Annotated in this window: 15 protein-coding genes; 5 read left to right on the top strand and 10 right to left on the bottom strand. The window is 67.1% G+C overall.

What is annotated here, in order from left to right; all coding sequences use genetic code 11:
- Nucleotides 1-52: 52 nt before the first annotated feature.
- Nucleotides 53-625, bottom strand: coding sequence for a TetR/AcrR family transcriptional regulator (locus tag AB4Z55_RS00930; protein WP_257881238.1), 573 nt, complete (start codon nucleotides 623-625; stop codon nucleotides 53-55).
- 142 nt (nucleotides 626-767) lie between these two features.
- Between AB4Z55_RS00930 and AB4Z55_RS00925 the strand changes: the two genes are divergently transcribed.
- The 3 genes from AB4Z55_RS00925 to AB4Z55_RS00915 all read left to right on the top strand — a co-directional run bounded on the left by AB4Z55_RS00925 (nucleotide 768) and on the right by AB4Z55_RS00915 (nucleotide 2,574).
- Nucleotides 768-1,661, top strand: coding sequence for an oxygenase MpaB family protein (locus AB4Z55_RS00925; protein ID WP_101820634.1), 894 nt, complete (start codon nucleotides 768-770; stop codon nucleotides 1,659-1,661).
- A gap of 120 nt (nucleotides 1,662-1,781) precedes the next feature.
- Nucleotides 1,782-2,264 (top strand): SRPBCC domain-containing protein, encoded by a 483-nt coding sequence (locus AB4Z55_RS00920; protein ID WP_101820635.1) that lies wholly within the window; start codon nucleotides 1,782-1,784, stop codon nucleotides 2,262-2,264.
- Entirely contained in the window at nucleotides 2,257-2,574 is a 318-nt protein-coding gene (locus AB4Z55_RS00915) for a metalloregulator ArsR/SmtB family transcription factor (RefSeq protein ID WP_004021849.1), read from the top strand. The genes AB4Z55_RS00920 and AB4Z55_RS00915 overlap by 8 nt, the downstream gene beginning before the upstream one ends.
- Before the next feature lie 170 nt (nucleotides 2,575-2,744).
- Here the strand turns inward: AB4Z55_RS00915 and AB4Z55_RS00910 are convergent, their stop codons facing one another.
- Nucleotides 2,745-5,324, bottom strand: a complete 2,580-nt coding sequence (locus AB4Z55_RS00910) for an alpha/beta fold hydrolase (protein WP_369518937.1) — start codon at nucleotides 5,322-5,324, stop codon at nucleotides 2,745-2,747.
- 295 nt (nucleotides 5,325-5,619) lie between these two features.
- Between AB4Z55_RS00910 and AB4Z55_RS00905 the strand changes: the two genes are divergently transcribed.
- Nucleotides 5,620-6,300, top strand: coding sequence for a nitroreductase (locus AB4Z55_RS00905; RefSeq protein WP_101820717.1), 681 nt, complete (start codon nucleotides 5,620-5,622; stop codon nucleotides 6,298-6,300).
- Between the two features lie 30 nt (nucleotides 6,301-6,330).
- On the opposite strand, the gene AB4Z55_RS00900 is transcribed toward AB4Z55_RS00905, so the two are convergent.
- The 5 genes from AB4Z55_RS00900 to AB4Z55_RS00880 all read right to left on the bottom strand — a co-directional run bounded on the left by AB4Z55_RS00900 (nucleotide 6,331) and on the right by AB4Z55_RS00880 (nucleotide 11,984).
- A complete protein-coding gene (locus AB4Z55_RS00900) occupies nucleotides 6,331-6,786 on the bottom strand; it encodes a PPOX class F420-dependent oxidoreductase (protein WP_101820718.1) in 456 nt (151 codons plus the stop codon).
- Between the two features lie 76 nt (nucleotides 6,787-6,862).
- Nucleotides 6,863-7,654, bottom strand: a complete 792-nt coding sequence (locus tag AB4Z55_RS00895) for an MBL fold metallo-hydrolase (RefSeq protein ID WP_369518936.1) — start codon at nucleotides 7,652-7,654, stop codon at nucleotides 6,863-6,865.
- A gap of 5 nt (nucleotides 7,655-7,659) precedes the next feature.
- Entirely contained in the window at nucleotides 7,660-9,711 is a 2,052-nt protein-coding gene (locus AB4Z55_RS00890) for a galactan 5-O-arabinofuranosyltransferase (RefSeq protein ID WP_369518935.1), read from the bottom strand.
- 30 nt (nucleotides 9,712-9,741) lie between these two features.
- Nucleotides 9,742-10,503 (bottom strand): decaprenylphospho-beta-D-erythro-pentofuranosid-2-ulose 2-reductase, encoded by a 762-nt coding sequence (locus tag AB4Z55_RS00885; RefSeq protein WP_004021843.1) that lies wholly within the window; start codon nucleotides 10,501-10,503, stop codon nucleotides 9,742-9,744.
- A gap of 56 nt (nucleotides 10,504-10,559) precedes the next feature.
- Entirely contained in the window at nucleotides 10,560-11,984 is a 1,425-nt protein-coding gene (locus tag AB4Z55_RS00880; RefSeq protein WP_369518934.1) for an FAD-binding protein, read from the bottom strand.
- Between the two features lie 179 nt (nucleotides 11,985-12,163).
- On the opposite strand from AB4Z55_RS00880, the gene AB4Z55_RS00875 reads away from it, so the two are divergent.
- A complete protein-coding gene (locus tag AB4Z55_RS00875) occupies nucleotides 12,164-13,072 on the top strand; it encodes a diiron oxygenase (RefSeq protein ID WP_369518933.1) in 909 nt (302 codons plus the stop codon).
- A 17-nt stretch (nucleotides 13,073-13,089) separates the two neighbouring features.
- Here the strand turns inward: AB4Z55_RS00875 and eutC are convergent, their stop codons facing one another.
- Genes eutC through eat form a run of 3 tightly spaced genes read right to left on the bottom strand, consistent with a single transcriptional unit; the run spans nucleotide 13,090 to nucleotide 16,735 of the window.
- Nucleotides 13,090-13,890 carry an ethanolamine ammonia-lyase subunit EutC gene (gene eutC, locus AB4Z55_RS00870; protein WP_101820637.1) on the bottom strand — a complete coding sequence of 267 codons (801 nt, stop codon included), beginning with the start codon at nucleotides 13,888-13,890 and terminating at the stop codon, nucleotides 13,090-13,092.
- Nucleotides 13,887-15,296 carry an ethanolamine ammonia-lyase subunit EutB gene (locus AB4Z55_RS00865; protein WP_369518932.1) on the bottom strand — a complete coding sequence of 470 codons (1,410 nt, stop codon included), beginning with the start codon at nucleotides 15,294-15,296 and terminating at the stop codon, nucleotides 13,887-13,889. The genes eutC and AB4Z55_RS00865 overlap by 4 nt, the downstream gene beginning before the upstream one ends.
- Nucleotides 15,293-16,735, bottom strand: coding sequence for an ethanolamine permease (gene eat / locus AB4Z55_RS00860; protein ID WP_004021838.1), 1,443 nt, complete (start codon nucleotides 16,733-16,735; stop codon nucleotides 15,293-15,295). Before eat ends, AB4Z55_RS00865 begins: the two co-directional genes overlap by 4 nt.
- Nucleotides 16,736-16,753 lie beyond the last annotated feature (18 nt).

Genomic DNA, 16,753 nt, shown 5'->3' with positions numbered 1-16,753 from the left:
CCCCGTCGACTGTGCGCGGTGTGATCGCGGCGGGTGGCCTGAGCGCGTCGAGTCACGGTGGCTCGACAGAGGATTCGAGAGCGCGGTCGAGGATGGTGCGGAAGCCCTTGACCAGTGCCTGGCGGGAATGCAGCGTGCCGCTCTCGAAGCCGATCAGCAGATACATTGCCGCGGTGGCGAATTCCTCGGCCTCCTCGCGATCGTGGAGCACCTCCTCGTAGGTGGCCGCGATGATGTCGCGGCGCTCCCGGTCCACGGTGTGCTGAATGGCGAGCACCTCGGGATCGTGTGCGGCCCACACGCGGATCGCGGCCTCGGTCGCGTGTGGCAGCCGTAGGCCGATGTCCGTGAGGGCGTCGAGACGCTCCCGTGGATCGGCGATGTCGCGAGCACCGGCGATCAGTCGCTGGCTCTGTTCGTCGCGCCAGTGACGGATGAGGGCGGATCGGTACTCGGCCCAGTTCCCGAACGCGTGGTAGAAGCTCCCGGTGGTCGTGCCGGTCGCCTCGCAGATCGCTGCCAGCTTCAACCCGGCATGGCCGTGCTCCGTGAGGATGGCCAGGCCGGCGTCGAGGTAACGCCGTTGCGTGTACTCCGACGGCTTCGCTTTCTTGCCGGTGGCCATCACCCCAGTGTGCTGCACGATTGGCGAGGTCGGCGCCCGGGGTCCGCGCTCCCGCAGCACCGCGAACACATCGAATGTGACCCCTTGCACATTTCTATAAGTCGACTTACAGTGACGTGGCACTCACCGAGGAGGACATCCGATGGGCAAGGCGACCCGCAATCAGGGACTCGATCCGCAGACGCAGTTCCACGAGATCTACCGAAACCTGTCGACCTTCGACTTTCCGTGGGACATCAACCAAGCGCTGAGCTTCGCGCTGTTCCGCACGTACGCGGTACCGAGCATCGGCCGGTTGCTCGACGAGACGCGTGCGTTCACGGCTGAGACCCAGAAGCGCTACGACGACACCTCGCTCCTGCTGGAGGTGCCGCTCCTGGACGGATTCGACAGCAGACGGGGCAAGTCCGCCATTCGGCGCATCAACCAGATGCACCGCATGTACGACATCAGCAACGACGACATGCGTTACGTCCTGTCGACATTCGTGGTCGTCCCGAAGCGGTGGATCGACGATTACGGCTGGCGGAAGCTGACCGACGACGAGGTGACCGCGTCGGTGAACTACTACCGGACGCTCGGGCGCCACATGGGGATCAAGGAGATCCCCGAGACCTACGGCGCTTTCGAGACCCTGATGGACGCCTACGAACGCGAGCATTTCGCGTTCGACGAGGGTGGTCGCCGCGTCGCTGATGCCACCAAGGGTCTGCTCGCGTCGTTCTATCCCAAGCCGCTCGCGCCGGCGATCGACGTCTTCAGCCGATCGTTGATGGATGACGCGTTGCTCGAGTCGTTCGGCTACCGGCGACCTGGACGTGTCGCGCGGTTGCTGTCGATCGGAGGACTCAAGGCGCGCGCCCGGGTCGTGGCCGCCCTGCCGGCCCGTCGATCACCACAGTACGTATCCGAGATGCAGCGAATTCGCAGCTACCCGAACGGTTTCGACATCGAGAAACTGGGCACGTTCGCGGGTGGCTGCCCGGTTCGGCACCTGCCGGCCGAGCCTGCACAGCACGCTCCGGCCGGGAGCTGAGGCTCGGGCTGCGTCTGCGGAATCTGCGAAAAGGTTGATCCGTTCGCTCCGAACCCTTGCGCCGCGGAGGCATTAGTGCAACCCTGGGGTTGCATCAATAACCGGCGACGGGGAGCACCGATGAGCGACGACACAGATACATATGACGTGACCGGTTCGGCGGCAGTCGAATTCGACCGGATCGAGCGCGAGATCTCGATCGACGCATCCGCCGAGAGGGTCTGGTCTCTGGTCAGCGAGCCGGGGTGGTTCATCAACGACAAGGCGATCACCGAGCACCGGATCGAACGCGACGGAGACCTGTCGACCATCCACGACCCGGCTCACGGCGCCTTCACGTTCCGCACCATCGCACTCGACGAACCGAGATACGCCGCGTTTCGGTGGCTCGCCGACTCCGCTGATCCGCAGTCGGATTCGACGCTCGTCGAGTTCTGGATCACGCCATCGGAATCCGGCGTTGTCCTCAAGGTCGTGGAGTCCGGCTTCGCGTCCCTCCCCGGAACGGATGCCGAGCGGCGCGCGCGGTTCGACGGCAACAACGAGGGGTGGACCATCGAACTCGAATTGGCGCGAACACATCTCGGCGGCGTGCATGCCTGACGTCGCATCGGTCGAGGTCTTTGCCGCGCTGTCCGATGAGAGCCGATGGCAGATCCTCACGCGCCTGGGTTCGGAACCCGCGTCCGCGTCACGTCTCGCGGACGAGCTCCCGATCAGTAGGCAAGCGATCGCGAAACACCTTCGCGTGCTCACCGAGGCGGGGTTGGTGACCTCGTCACGGGTCGGCCGCGAGATCCGCTACGAAGCCGTGGGGACGCAGCTCTCCCGGGTCGCGCACCGCCTCGACGCCATCGGACGAGGCTGGGATCGCCGTCTCGCCGACATCAAACTCCGTGCCGAGCGGGGTTGAGCCGCACCTCAATGCTCCCTGAGGTGCGAGGAGCGTTAGCGACGAGCCTCGAAGGGTCTGGCGAGACGACTCGCGAGACCCTTCGTGACGCAGCCTCCGCAAGCTCCGGCCGCTCCTCAGGGAACGGGGGCGCCGATTACGCTCCTCGCCACTCGGGGAGCGGAGGCTCCTCAAGGGTTGCGGACTTTCAGCACCTCGTCGATCGCCCGGGCGGTGTCGGCGGCGTGGGGTGCGCGAATCATCGAGATGTGATCGCCGGAGACGTCGAAAAAGGTCACCTCGCCCGACGACATCCGCCGCCACAGGTCCGGGTCATCGGGATTGGTGCGCGCCCGGATGACGCCTACGGGGCCGGCGTGGTCGCGCGGCCGGTAGCGGCGGATCATCCTCGTGCCCAAGCGGAAGAACACGACCCACTGCACGGGGGTCGGGAGCTGCACCATGCCGGCGGTGGGCACGAGGACCGCGAGCACGATCTCCTTCACCACCCGTTGGGGAAGAGGTTCTTTCGCCGGGGTGGGATCGTCCCCGGTGCGGTCGGGGAGAGCGGTGTCCTGGGTGTCGCCGCGTCGGGCACGCAACCGGTCGAGGACTCCTCCCTTCTCGCCGCGGACCCGGCGAGCCAGTGCCGGGTCGAACAGCGAGTCGAGGACGACGACCGGATCGCACGTCTCGCCCGCGTCGGTCAACCGCGCAGCGACTTCCATCGCGACGAAACCGCCGAGCGAATAACCGCCGACCTGATACGGCCCGTGGGGTTGAACCGACCGGATGTCGTCGATCGCCCGTCGTGCCGCGGCGCGAACGGAATGATCGGCGCGACCGCGCTTTTCGACGCCCCGCGACTGGATCGCGTAGACCGGCCGGTCGGTCTGTAGTGCGCGGACGACCGGGGTCAGACTCGTTGCGAGGCTGCCGGCGCCGGCGACCAGGAAGATCGGTCGGCCGGTACCCTTTCGCAGCGGGATGAGGGTGGCACCCGAGGCATTCGCCGAACGTTCCCTGGCGGCGGACTCGATGCGCTGCGCGAACAGCGCGATGGTCGGCGCCTCGGCGAGCATCGCGGTGTTCACGTCGAGTTGGAGGTGATGCTGAACCTCGGCCAGCATCTTCGCCGCTGCCAGCGAGTCGCCTCCGAGCTCGACGAAATCCTCGTTGCGGCCGATGGATTCGAGACCGAGGATCTGGCACCAGAATCGGTGCAGCGCCATCTCGGTCATCCCGCGGGGCGGCTCGTGATCGGGTCGGGCGGGCGGCGGTGGCAGTGCTGCCCGGTCCACCTTGCCGCGCTCGTTGCGGGGGAGTTCGGCGAGGACGACGATGTCACGCGGGATCATCCACGGTGTCAACGTCTTCCCGAGCTCCTGCCGGATCTCGGCCGGCGAGGGCGACCACTTCTCCGGATCCACGGCGACATGGGCGGTGAGCCGGGCTTCGTCGCGGTCGGCGGTGACGACCGCGTCGGTGGTCCAGGCCAGGGCGCGGAGCGCGGCTTCCACCTCCAGTGGTTCGACGAGGTAGCCGCGGATCTTGATCGCGTCGTCGCTGCGTCCGAGGAGCGCGAGTTCGCCGGACTCGTCGAGTCGTCCCAGATCCCCGGTGCGATAGCGGGCTCGGCCGTCGGGCAGCTGGATGAAACGCTCGGCGGTCAGCTCCGGATTCCGGTGGTAACCGGACGCGATGTGAGCGGACTCGACAAGTACCTCACCGGTGGCGCCGACGGGCAGGTCGTTGCCGTCGGCGTCGACGATGCGGACGGACTTGTCCGATGCCGGTACACCCACCGGAATGGCGCCCGGTTCGATGTCCCGGTCGGGTGGGAACAGATTGAAGGCCAGGTTGCCGACCTCCGATGCGCCTGCCCAGCAACAGAAGACCCCGCCGGCGAGGATCGTGTCGCGGGCCAGCTGCACATCGGCACGATGCGTCGGTTCGCCACACGTGGACAGCAGGCGTAGCGAGTCGACGGCGTCGTCGGCCGACAGTTCACCCAGCCACGACCGCAGCAGCGACGGGGTGCAGTGTGCGGTCGTCGCCTCCTGCGCGACCAGCCAGTCCCGCAACCCGGTGGTGGTGCGGCGGCGGACGTCCCACAACAGCATGGTCGACCCGTTGAGCAGGCTCATCGCGAGCGCGTCCAGGCCGCCGCCGAAACTGAGCGGCAGCAGGACCACGGCACGATCCGTCGGCCGCATGCCGAGGAAACGGCGGCCGTCCCGGGCATGGTTGACCGGCATCTTCTGCGACAGCACAACGCCTTTGGGGGTTCCGGTCGATCCCGAGGTGAACAGCAGGACCGCCGGATCGCTCGGTCCTGGCTCGACGACGTCAGTTCGCGAGGGCCCGGCCTCGGCGTCGGTGTCCAGCAGTTGCGCACCGGAGCGTTCCAGCACGACGTCGCGTCGGTCCGGTGGCAGGAACGGGTCGATGAGGACGAGGGGCCGCCCGGAGCACAGCACGGAGAGCATCGCGATGACCGAGTCGATGTCGGATTCGATCTCCACTGCGACGGGTCGGCCCGAGTCGGTCGTCGCGGTGATCGTGCGCGTGAGGTCGTCGACTCGCCTGGCGGCATCCGCGAAGGTGATGGACTGCTCGGGCGTCCGGATCGCGATCGCGTCGCCACGGGCCGCGGCCACCGCTCGCCAGCGGGCGGCAGCTGTGTGCGCGGTGCCGGTGCCCGTGAGGTCGGTGACGACCGCACCGTCGGGGTGAGTCGGACGTGTCTCGAGAGGTTTCTGGCTGGTCATGTCCTCAAACTTCCGCGGAGGCGGGAACGTCGACGGTCATGGACGGGCCACGGGAACTCGAGCCCGGGCAACGGTGCCACGCCGTGCGGGACTCGGCCCCTCCTCCGGCCCCGCCAGCTTGCTAGGTAAACCTACCTTTAGTTGCGCGATGCAGCACGACCGGGAGCCTGCGTACAGCGTCGTCCGTACGCCCGAGATCGCCGAATGTAACCTGGTCCTGGTCGCCGGACACTGTGTTCAGCGCCGTCCGTCGACGATGATCGGGTCGTTCGACTTGTGCGAGGAGAGATCGACGATGCAGTACGACGAAGTGGTTCTGGGGCGTCGCAGCATTCGCGGGTTCACGCCGGACCCGGTCCCCCGGGAACTGATCGAGGAGATCCTCGCTCTCGCGATGCGGGCACCGTCGTCGATGAACACACAGCCGTGGAACTTCCATGTGATCACCGGTGAGCCGCTGGATCGCATCCGTGCCGGGAACACCGAGCGCAATCTCGCCGGAGTGCCCCATTCACGAGAGTTCCGGACCGGTGCGGAGAAGTTCACCGGCCCGCACCGCGACCGTCAGGTCCAGGTCGCCAAGCAGCTGTTCGGTGCGATGGGCATCGCGCGCGAGGACACGGAGATGCGGCTGGACTGGGTGCTCCGGGGTTTCCGCCAGTTCGATGCCCCGGTGTGCGTGATCGTGACCTACGACCGCATCCTGGACGGCAGCGACGACACGCCATTCGACTGCGGGGCGGTCTCGACCGCACTGGTCAACGCCGCCTGGTCCCGCGGTCTGGGCGCGGTGATCAACAGTCAAGGCATCATGCAGTCACCCGTGGTCAGAGAACACGCCGGGATTCCGGACGACCAGGTGATCATGAAGAGCATCGCGCTGGGCTGGCCCGATGACACGTTCCCGGCCAACTCGGTGATCTCCGAACGCAAATCGGTCGAGGAGGCCACCACCTTCGTGGGCTTCGAGCAGTAGCGGCGTCGCACCCTGGTCCGGTGGCGGCGGTCAGCGCGGTAGGCGGGTCATTCCGTAGAGTCGCTCGGGCCGCACGCGCAGCAGTCGCCGCTGTTCGCGCACCATCGCGGCCCGATACTCGTCCCAATCCGGATGATCCTCACCGCGAAACGCCCGATACCAGGCGACCAGGTGGTCGACGGTCGCGTCGTCCGGAGCCGCCGCCACCGGACTCAACGTGCCCGTGCCCTCGACCACGGCGTAACCCGAGAAGAATCCGTCGCCGAGGACATGGAGACTGACCCGGGGATCACGCTCGACGTTGCGCGACTTCGCGCGCGGCGCCGTGACCGAGATCAGCGCAGACTCGGTCTCCGGCTCCCAGACATGAACAACGTTGGACGATTGTGGTCGTCCGTCACGCCGGAGCGTGATGAGGATCGACTGCTGGTGATCGGCGACGATCTTCAGCAGTTCAGGGTCGAGGGCATCTCGGGGAACGTTCATGCGCATCTCCAACGTCGGCGGCGCAGAGATCCTTACCAGGGAACCTCAGATCGGGCGGAGCTCGGGGCCGGCCGCGTCAGCGCGACAGCGCCTCACGTGCGGCCGTGGCGACTCCGCCGCGATGGATCGGTCCGTGGCCGGGAAGCAGTATGTCGGCCTCGAGCTCGGTGAATCGTTCGACGCTGCGTCGAGCCGTGGGTTCGTCGTGCTGGAAGAGCGACGGGATGCACTGTGGGCCGGTGATCGTCGAGATCTCGTGTCCGCTCACGAGCGCGTCGCCGGATACCAGGGCGCGGCCGTCGGCGACGAGGTAGGCGCTGTGGCCGTCGGTGTGGCCGGGACTCGCGACGGGGACGGGCGCACCGGGGAGATCGAGCGGTTGCCGCTCGTCGACGGCGGCGTCGACGGGGAAACCCGACGCCCGTGCCAGGCCCGCGCGGCTGAGGACACCGAGCGGAGTGGTCTTGGCGAGCCATGCCCATAGTCGCGGATTCGCGACCTGCGGGGCGAGGTCGAGTGCATTGGCCTGCTGAAGGTGGTGGCGCAGCGCGTGATCCACCTCGACCGCGTCCATGTAGACGTCGAACCCGTACTGCGCCTGCAGCTTCACGAGGCCGCCGAGGTGATCCACGTGGGCGTGGGTGAGCAGTGCGCCGTGCACATCCTCGGGCGTGCGGCCGATCCGCTCGATGGATTCGACGACCTGACCGGCCTGCCCCGGGTAACCGCCGTCGATCAGCGTCAGTTCACCGTCCTCCTCCAGGAGGATCCAGTTCACGACGTCGGTGGAGACGAAGTGCGTCGTCGAGGAATCGCCGTCGACCCGGGTGATCGTCATCGGACGCGAGGTGCCGAACGGGAGCCGCATCGTGATCACTTCCGGACGACGAGGACGAACGGGCCGCGCTCGGTGACCTCGAAGCGCGGGTCGTCGAAGACCGTGGGGTCGAAGGTGACCGTGTAGCGCTTCACGTTCGGGTCGTTGGGATAGACGTCTTCGGCGAGACGGAGCGTGTAACCGTCTGCGCTGTACCGGAACAGGAAGACATTCGGCGGAGTCCACGGCGAGCGGTCGAGGGCGTCGACGAGCTGGTCGGCGTTCTCGCTCTCCGCCCATCGCGCGATCGCCGCTGCGCGCTTGTCGAATTCGGCGAGCGGATTCGCGTAGTGGGAGGTGAGTCCCTGGAAACCCCAGTAGGGGTAGATCGACAGGAACCCGAAATCGGCGGTGAGAACGACGTTGTCGGTGCGCGGCTTGCCGGTCTGCTCACGGATCAGTGTGTCCAGCTCCGCGAAATACGATTCGGCGCCGGCCGGGCGGGCATCGGCGCGTTCGCCGTAGCCGTCGGTGTCGGTGTAGGCGGTGGTGATCTCGGTCCCCAGATGGCCCGGGATGCTCTGTGCCATCGCGATGGCCGAGAGAACGGCGAGTGCCCCCACGACGACGCGCACGTCACCGAACCGGCGCACTGCCCAGTGCGTGAGATCGACGACGCCGAAGACCCCGGCCGCGCTCAGGGTGGCGACCAGGATGGGCTCGAGGCGGAACGAGAGCAGGGTGGTGCCCAGTGCGGTCATCAGCATCGACAGCAGACAGAAGAGGTAGACCGTGACGACCGTGACGCCCATCGCCAGGGCGACGGTGCGTGTGCGGAAGCGCAACAGGATCCACAGGAGGCCGATCATCGTGATGGCGCCGACGAGATCCAGGCCGAACATCGGGAGCGGCAACACCGAACCACGCTCGGGCAGATAGTGTTCGGCGGTCCCCCCGCTGGCGGGGGTATTGGTCAGGCGCGCCCAGAGGTAGGGCGCCCAGACCAGCAGTGCGATCAGTCCGGAGATGACCCCGACGGCGACCAGCCGACCGACCACCGCGAGCACCACGCCGCGTCGTCGGCTCGTGACGGTCGCCGATGGAGTGGCCTTGTTCGACGCGCCCAGCCATCCCTGCACAGCGAAGTAGCCGGCCAAGAGGACGGCGGTGAGGGCGAACAACCCGGTGTAGAGCGTGTAGGTCGCGGCCGAGATACCCAGGAACACACCGGACGCCGCCACGGCAGGCCAGCTCGTCGCGCCGAACAGCGGGCCCACCGGTCCGTCGGCGGCTCGCGTTCGCCCGCGCAGCGCGTAGGTCAGGGTGATCAGCATCGGCACGCCGATCAGCACCAGAATTGCGGCGTACGGTTCCGGCGAGGCATACAGGAGAGTGACGGTCGTGACCGCGAGACCGAGCGCGACACCGCGATCCGCGCCGAACATGCGGATGAACAGGATGACGCCCACGGCTGCCGCGACCGACATCGACACGATCGCCCACGTCTTGTAGGCCTCCCAGCCGGGCTGGCCGAGCAGGTTGGCGAAGCGGCCGCCCCACCAGAACCAGCCGGCCGGGTAATAGGGCGCCAGGTCGGTGTAGGTCATGTCCGCGAGGTGCGGGCTCGACGTCATCCGGGTGAGGTACTCGGTGCGGAACTCCTGGTCGACCGACAATCCGAACAGGTAGAGACGTGTTGCGCCCAGCGGCATTCCGATGGTGACGGTGACGAACCCCGACATCGCGGCCGCGGACAGCGCCGGCACCAGCAGGCGTCCCTTGCCGTACCGGTAGAGCAGTGCGGCCACCACCAGGATGGCGATGGCGAGCACCTGCCCGGCGGTCGTCAGCGACCGGGTCACGTTGGAGGAGTTGAACGCCGGCCAGTCGACGGTTCCGATGGCCGTCAGTCCCGCCATCGACACCACCCCGCCGACCACCACGGCGATCAGCAGTGACAGTGCCGTCCGCCCGTAGCCCGTTGAACTTCGACGGTCGGCCGGCGAGGTTTGCCCCGCTCCCTGTGGTGCGGGCGGCGAGTCTCCACCCGCTCCCTGAGGAGTCCCGGAGCTTGCGGAGGGACGTCTCGAAGGGTCAGGTCGGTTCATCACGTCCACTCAGACTCGGCGATTCAGCGATCAGATCGGCAGCTTGCGGAAGATCGGCCGCGGGATGTGGCGCAGCACCATCATGATGTAGCGGAACGGTCCCGGCACCCAGACGATCTCCTTGCCCTTGGTGGCCGCGGCCACGGCCAGGCGCCCCACATCTTCCTTGTCGACCGTGAGCGGCGCTTCCTTGACATGCGCCGACAACCGGGTGCGCACCTGGCCGGGACGGATGACGAGGACGCGAGCACCGAAGGGGCGCAGCGCCTCTCCGAGTCCGAGGTAGAACCCGTCGAGGCCGGCCTTGGTGGACCCGTAGACGAAGTTGCTGCGACGGACGCGCTCGCCGGCGACCGAACTCATGGCGATGATCTGGCCGTGTCCCTGGGCCTTGAACTTCTCACCGAGCAGCACGCCGACGGACACCGCTGCGGTGTAATTGATCTCGGCTTCGGCGACGGCGAGGCCGTGATCCTGCCAGGCCTGTTCGTCGTCGCCCTGGATGCCGAAGGCGACGATCGCGACGTCGACGTCGCCGTCGGCGAATGCCTTGTCGATGACGGCCCGGTGGGTGTCGGTGGCGCGGGCGTCGAAGTCGATCTGGGTGACCTCGGTGGCGCCGGCGTTCTTGGCCTTCGCCACGGCCGCGGCGGCGGTGGGATCACCCGGCAGGGTGGCGAGGATGACCCGCGCCGGGCCCTTGGTCAGGTACTCGGCGGTGATGGCGAGCCCGATCTCGGAGCTGCCGCCCAGGACCAGGATGGACTGCGGGGCGCCCACGGCGTTCAACATGTGTACTCGCTTTCGATGACGTGCAGGTCGGTGGGGTGCGTCGGAAAGGCTGGGAGTCAGGCGAGTTCGAGTCGCCGGCCCATGTCCGACATGAACACCCGGTTGGGGTCGATCCGACGACGCGTGGCGATCCACCCGTCGATCTCCGGGTACATGGCGTGGAAGTTCTCCGCCGAGGTGCGCGAGTCCTTGGCGGTGTAGAGGCGGCCGCCCATCGACATGACGCGGCGGTCGAGCTCGTTGAGGAACTTGGCGAGACCGGCCTTGACGGGGAAGTCGAGGCAGACGTTCCAGCCCTTGAACGGGAAGCTCAGGGGCGCCCGGTTGCCCTCGCCGAAGAGCTTGATGACGTTGAGGAAGCTGACGTGGCCCGACGCCTGGATGTCCTCGATGAGTGCGGTGAACTCGCCCTCGTTGCCGGTCGGGACGATGAACTGGTACTGGCAGAAGCCGCCACCGCGTCCGTACGCGTTGTTCCAGTCACCGAACACGTCGAGCATGTGATAGAACTGCGCGAGATTTTTGACCTTGCCCTCGCTCGGCGGTCCGATCCGGTAGTAGGCCTCGCCGACCGCGGAGAAGCTGAGCTTGTTGGCGAGCCCGCGCGGGAAGATGTCGGGGAACCGGACCAGCGGCTTGTTGTTGAACGACAGCGGGTTGTCCCGGTACTTCTCCGGCAGTTCGTCGACGCGGGCGAGGTTGCCCCGCGAGAAGGTGCCGCGGCCCAGCTTGGGCGGTGCGCTGATGGTGTCGAACCAGCCCGAGGCGTACTCGTACCCGTTCTCGAAGCCGTCCTCGAGGTGCAGGTCGATGGTTTCCTGCAGCGAGCCGGTACGAGCGGTATCGGCGATGAAGTACGCGCTCTCGGTGCGCTTCATCTGGATCGTCGCGCGCAACACGATCCCGGTCAGTCCGATGCCGCCGATGGTCGCCCAGAAGAGTTCGCCGGTGGGATCGTCGGCCGAGCCGCCCGGGGTCAGGGTCAGGACCCGTCCGTCGGCGACGAGGAGTTGCATCTCGACGACATGATTGCCGAAGCTGCCCTGGCTGTGGTGGTTCTTGCCGTGGATGTCGTGCGCGATCGCGCCGCCCACCGTCACCTGGCGGGTGCCCGGAAGAACCGGCACCCACAGGCCGTGCGGGAGCGCTGCCTGCATGAGCGCGTCCAGGGAGACGCCGGCATCGACATCGACGGTGGCCGATTCGTCGTCGATGGCATAGATCCTGGTCAGTGGCGTCATGTCGATCGTGAGGCCGCCGCTGTTCTGGCCCGACTCGTTGTAGGAGCGACCGAGTCCGCGGGCGATGACGCCGCGCTTGAGGTAATCCGGCTTGTCCGCGTTGCCGTCGGCCACGCGGGCCACGGCCTCGGCGATGACCTCGGGGTACGGCGTGGACAGGACATGACCCTCGATCGGGGTGGTGCGAGACCAGCCCACGAGCTTGCGGGTCGTGATCGGCAGCAACTCTTCAGTAGACATCGCTAGAGAGGGTACCTGGGCGAGGTGCTCACCGACCGTCATGCCGGGGCCGGGTCCGGGAGGCGCACCGGTGGACACGAGGCCCGTCGGTGCCATCAGGAAACGAACCATTGACTGATGGCACGATCCGTGGTGGCATGCATCACAGACGCAGTCCCGCGTACGACGAGGAGTCCGGCATGGAAGCGCTCAGTGATGTGACCCGTTCCGACGACGGGATCGACGAGGTGTCGCAGCGACTGCTGGTGTCGGCCGCGCGGTTGTCGCGCAATGCGCTGACGGAGATCGACTGGGAGGCGCCGCTCGACCCGGGCAAGTACGGCTGCAGCCCGGAATGGTCGACGCTGTACGGCACCGCGTACTGGGACGAGATGACCGAGCAGCAGCGGATCGCCCTCACGCGGCACGAGACAGCCTCGATCATGAGCATCGGCATCTGGTTCGAGATGATGCTGCAGGAGATGGTGATCCGCGACCAGTACCTCGGGGACTACCACCGGCCGGAGTTCCAGTTCGCGCTGACCGAGGTCGCCGACGAGTGCCGGCACTCGCTGATGTTCGCCAAGACGTCGTACAAGCTGACCGGGACCAGCTATACGCCGCACCCGCGCCTGGGTCGCTTCGGCAAGCTGTTCATGCGGGTTGCCGGCAGCGAAGTCGCCTACGCCGGAATCCTTGCCGCGGAGGAGGTCCTGGACGTGCTGCAGCGCGGGTGCATGCGCGACGACCGGGTGCTGCCGCTCGTGCGGACCGTCAACGAGATCCACGTCCTGGAAGAATCCCGGCACATGCGATTTGCTCGCGAAGAGGTCCGCCAGTCGATGCAGGACGCCAATTGGCTTCGACGACAGTTCAGTTCGGTGATCACCGCGATGGCGGTGTCGTACATCCTGGTCAGTCTCGTCCGTCCCAAGGCCTACGCCGACGCCGGTTTGGACCACCGTCGCGCCGTGGGGGAGATGCGCCGCAACCACCACTTCCAATCGATGGTCCGCTCGGGCTGCGCGCACCTGATGGGTTTTCTCGACGACGTCGGCCTGCTCACCCGGCCCGCGGCGCGCATCTACCGCAAGGTGCACATGCTCTGACGGCGCGACGAGACCGTCTACTCGACGTTGTCCACGGTCTCATCGGCGTGCTCGAGAACGCCCGCACCGCCTTCGGCGAGTTGGGCGCGTGAGGTGTCCTTCAGTGCGACTCCCGATCGTCCGAGTTTGCGGGCGCCGTCGACGAGGGATGCGGTGATGGCGGCCGCGGTCGTGTAGTCGAGCCCGTCGGGCGGGTGGATGTTGGAGATGCAGTTCCGGTCGGCATCGCTGCGCCCCGGTCGGGGGAGGTGGGTGAGGTAGATCCCCAGACTGTCCGCGACCGACAGACCGGGACGTTCGCCGATGATCACGATGATCGTCTGCGCGCCGAGGGCTTCGCCGATGTGATCACCCAGGGCGACCCGGGCCTGGGTGGCGATCACCGGGGGCGCGATCGAGAACCGCGAGCCCAACTCGTCGATGAGCGCCGCGAGCAGTCCGCGTCCGTGGTCGACGAGCGCGCGCGGCGACAGACCGTCGGCGAGCACGATCCCGACGTCCGAGCCGGTCTCGGGCAGATGTGAGAGGTCGTCGGGCTGCCGTCCGAGGTCGGGTCGTCGTAGATACTCACCGCGGGACCCGGCTCTGCTGGAGACGTGCAACGCCGGCTCGATGTCGACGTCGCTGATCTGCTCGGTGAGGGCGGCGACGTCGAGTGGTTCGTGAACGGCATCGCGGGCGGCGGAGTGGGCGGCCTTGAACTCGAGCACCCGCCGCGACGGGAGCGAGTTCCCCGCCCGGCCCAGTCCGATGCGCGCCTGTGTGGTCTGTCGCAACTCGGCCCAGGGGTCCTGCGCCGGCCGGGAGGAGGCGTTCATCGGGCCACGGTCAGTGATCGCAGGGGTGAGGTGTCCAGATCGACGGGCAGGATGCGTCCGTCGGGGTCGACCATGCCGAGCCCGGCGAGCCAGGTCTCGAACTCCGGGGCAGGGCGAAGGCCCAGTGCGCGGCGAACATACAGCGCGTCGTGGAACGACAGGCTCTGGTAGCCGAGCATGACATCGTCGGCGCCCGGGACCGCGATGACGAAGGCCGCCCCGGCAACGCCGAGCAGGGTCAGCAGAGTGTCCATGTCGTCCTGGTCTGCTTCGGCGTGATTGGTGTAGCAGACGTCCACGCCCATGGGGAGGCCGAGGATCTTGCCGCAGAAGTGGTCCTCGAGGCCGGCCCGGATGATCTGCTTTCCGTCGTAGAGGTATTCGGGCCCGATGAATCCGACGACCGTGTTGACGAGCAGGGGTTCGAGGATGCGGGCCACTGCGTAGGCGCGCGCCTCCAGGGTCTGCTGATCGACGGGTTTGCCGCCGGTCCCCAGGTGAGCGTTCGCGGAGAGCGCCGACCCCTGCCCGGTTTCGAGATACATGAGGTTGTCGCCGACCGTGCCGCGATGCAGCGACCGTGCGGCCTCGTTGGCTTCGCGCAGGATCGAGATGTCGATCCCGAAGCTGCTGTTGGCCTTCTCGGTTCCGGCGATGGACTGGAACACGAGGTCGACCGGCACGCCTTGGTCGATCATCTCGATCGTGGTGGTGACGTGGGACAGGACGCAGGACTGCATCGGAATTCCGAAGCGTTGCCGTATGTCGTCGAGCAGGTGCAGCAGGTCGGAGGTGGCGTGAGGTGAGTCGGTTGCCGGGTTGATCCCGATGACCGCGTCCCCGCACCCCATCAGCAGTCCGTCCAGGGTTGCTGCGGCGATGCCGCGGGGATCGTCGGTGGGGTGGTTGGGCTGTAGGCGGGTGGAGATGCGTCCGGGCAGTCCGACGGTCGTGCGGAATGCTGCGGAGACCGTTGCTGCCGACGCGGCCAGGATCAAGTCCTGGTTGCGCATGATCTTCGACACCGCGGCAACCATCTCTGGTGTCAGTCCCGGTGCGACCGCGGCGATTCGGGCGGCGCTGTCCTTCCGGACCGCGGTTTCCAGGAACCAGTCTCGAAGGCCGCCGACGGTGAGGTGTGCGACCGCCTGGAACGCGAGGCGGTCGTGGGTGTCGATGATCAGTCTGGTGACTTCGTCTGTCTCGTAGGGAACGACGGGATTTTCGAGGAAGGTCGTCAGCGGGAGGTCGGCGAGTTGCCAAGCCGCAGCTGCACGTTCGGCATCGGACTCGGCGGCGCACCCGGCGAGTTCGTCGCCGGAGCGACGGGGGGTGGCCTTGGCCATCAGGTCGACCAGCCCGTCGAATGTGTATGTCGTGCCCGAGATGGTCTGGGTGTAGCTCATCGGAGATCCTCCTCGGCTTCGGCGAGGGCGGCGAACTCCTCATCAGGAGAGTTGGCCACCAGGTGATGGCGGCTGTACAGCGCGAAGTACAGCATGAACAAGGCGAACACACCGAGGCAGCACAATGCTGCCACCACATCGACCAGGAACGTCGCGATGACGGCGATCAGTGCGACGACGAGGGCGAAGCCGGTGGTGACGACGCCACCGGGGGTGCGGTAGGGGCGATTCATGTCGGGTTCCCGCCGCCGCAGGATGATGTGACTGACCATCATCAGCACGTAGCTCGACGCCGCGCCGAAAACGGCCATGTTCAGCAGCAGGTCACCTTTCCCGGTCAGCGACAACAGGAAACCGATGATGCCGGGCACGATCAGCGCCAGGGTCGGCGCCTTGCGCTTGTTGGTCACCGACAACACGGGCGGCAGATAACCCGCGCGCGAGAGCGCGAACAACTGTCGCGAGTATGCGTAGATGATCGAGAAGAAGCTCGCGATCAGCCCGGCCAGTCCGATGTAGTTGACCACCTTGGCCATCGACGAATCCCCGAGTGCCTCGACGAGCGGATTGCCGGACTCCGACATCGGCCCTGCGCCACCCGCGCCGGTGGTGAGGAACAGCACGGTCACGCAGGTGACGAGCAGAACGCTGATCGCGGCGATGATGCCCCGCGGCACGTTGCGTTCGGGATCGGCGGCCTCCTCGGCTGCGAGCGGCACGCCCTCGATGGCCAGGAAGAACCAGATCGCGAACGGAATCGCCGCCCAGATGCCGAGGTAACCGAACGGCAGGAACGATGACGCCCCGGCTGCGTCGGTCGGTGCGATGTCGGTGAGATTGCCGACCTCGAAGTGCCCGATCGCGGTGATCGCGAAGATCACCAGGCCGATCAGCGCAATCGCGGTGATCGCGAACATCACCTTCAATGCCTCACCGGCGCCCGACAGGTGAATCCCGATGAAGATCGCATAGACGGCCAGGTAGACCCACCAACCGTCGGTGATCCCGAACAGGTTCAACGATTCGACGTAGGCGCCGATGAATGTGGCAATCGCGGCCGGTGCGATCGAGTACTCGATCAAAATCGCTGTGCCCGTGGCGAAGCCGCCCCATGGACCGAGGGCGCGGCGCGCGAACGTGTAACCGCCACCGGCCGCGGGGAGGGCCGAGGACAGTTCTGCCATTCCCAGCACGAGGCACAGGTACATGGCCGCGATCACCACCGCGGCGATCGCGAGCCCGCCGAAACCGCCCTGTGCCAGTCCGAAATTCCACCCCGAGTAGTCGCCGGAGACCACGTAACTCACGCCCAGGCCGGCGAGCAACAACCACCCCGCGGTCCCGCCCTTGAGCTGGCGTCTTGCCAGATAGTCCGGAGACTCCGAATGGCTGTCCGCACCCCCGGCGTGGTGCGCACTCGCCGAATCGTCGATGGCCATGATGGCCTCCCTTTACTC

It is taken from the genome of Gordonia sp. ABKF26, assembly GCF_041103195.1.
GTDB lineage: Bacteria > Actinomycetota > Actinomycetes > Mycobacteriales > Mycobacteriaceae > Gordonia > Gordonia terrae.
Note: the sequence above shows the minus strand (reverse complement) of the source record. Positions and strands in the feature narration are given on the sequence as shown.

Bases quoted from the DNA above. Each gene is read 5' to 3' on its own strand.
- AB4Z55_RS00930 (WP_257881238.1), bottom strand. From the start codon at position 625: ATGGCCACCGGCAAGAAAGCGAAGCCGTCGGAGTACACGCAACGGCGT.
- AB4Z55_RS00925 (WP_101820634.1), top strand. From the start codon at position 768: ATGGGCAAGGCGACCCGCAATCAGGGACTCGATCCGCAGACGCAGTTC.
- AB4Z55_RS00920 (WP_101820635.1), top strand. From the start codon at position 1,782: ATGAGCGACGACACAGATACATATGACGTGACCGGTTCGGCGGCAGTC.
- AB4Z55_RS00915 (WP_004021849.1), top strand. From the start codon at position 2,257: ATGCCTGACGTCGCATCGGTCGAGGTCTTTGCCGCGCTGTCCGATGAG.
- AB4Z55_RS00910 (WP_369518937.1), bottom strand. From the start codon at position 5,324: ATGACCAGCCAGAAACCTCTCGAGACACGTCCGACTCACCCCGACGGT.
- AB4Z55_RS00905 (WP_101820717.1), top strand. From the start codon at position 5,620: ATGCAGTACGACGAAGTGGTTCTGGGGCGTCGCAGCATTCGCGGGTTC.
- AB4Z55_RS00900 (WP_101820718.1), bottom strand. From the start codon at position 6,786: ATGAACGTTCCCCGAGATGCCCTCGACCCTGAACTGCTGAAGATCGTC.
- AB4Z55_RS00895 (WP_369518936.1), bottom strand. From the start codon at position 7,654: ATGCGGCTCCCGTTCGGCACCTCGCGTCCGATGACGATCACCCGGGTC.
- AB4Z55_RS00890 (WP_369518935.1), bottom strand. From the start codon at position 9,711: ATGAACCGACCTGACCCTTCGAGACGTCCCTCCGCAAGCTCCGGGACT.
- AB4Z55_RS00885 (WP_004021843.1), bottom strand. From the start codon at position 10,503: ATGTTGAACGCCGTGGGCGCCCCGCAGTCCATCCTGGTCCTGGGCGGC.
- AB4Z55_RS00880 (WP_369518934.1), bottom strand. From the start codon at position 11,984: ATGTCTACTGAAGAGTTGCTGCCGATCACGACCCGCAAGCTCGTGGGC.
- AB4Z55_RS00875 (WP_369518933.1), top strand. From the start codon at position 12,164: ATGGAAGCGCTCAGTGATGTGACCCGTTCCGACGACGGGATCGACGAG.
- eutC (WP_101820637.1), bottom strand. From the start codon at position 13,890: ATGAACGCCTCCTCCCGGCCGGCGCAGGACCCCTGGGCCGAGTTGCGA.
- AB4Z55_RS00865 (WP_369518932.1), bottom strand. From the start codon at position 15,296: ATGAGCTACACCCAGACCATCTCGGGCACGACATACACATTCGACGGG.
- eat (WP_004021838.1), bottom strand. From the start codon at position 16,735: ATGGCCATCGACGATTCGGCGAGTGCGCACCACGCCGGGGGTGCGGAC.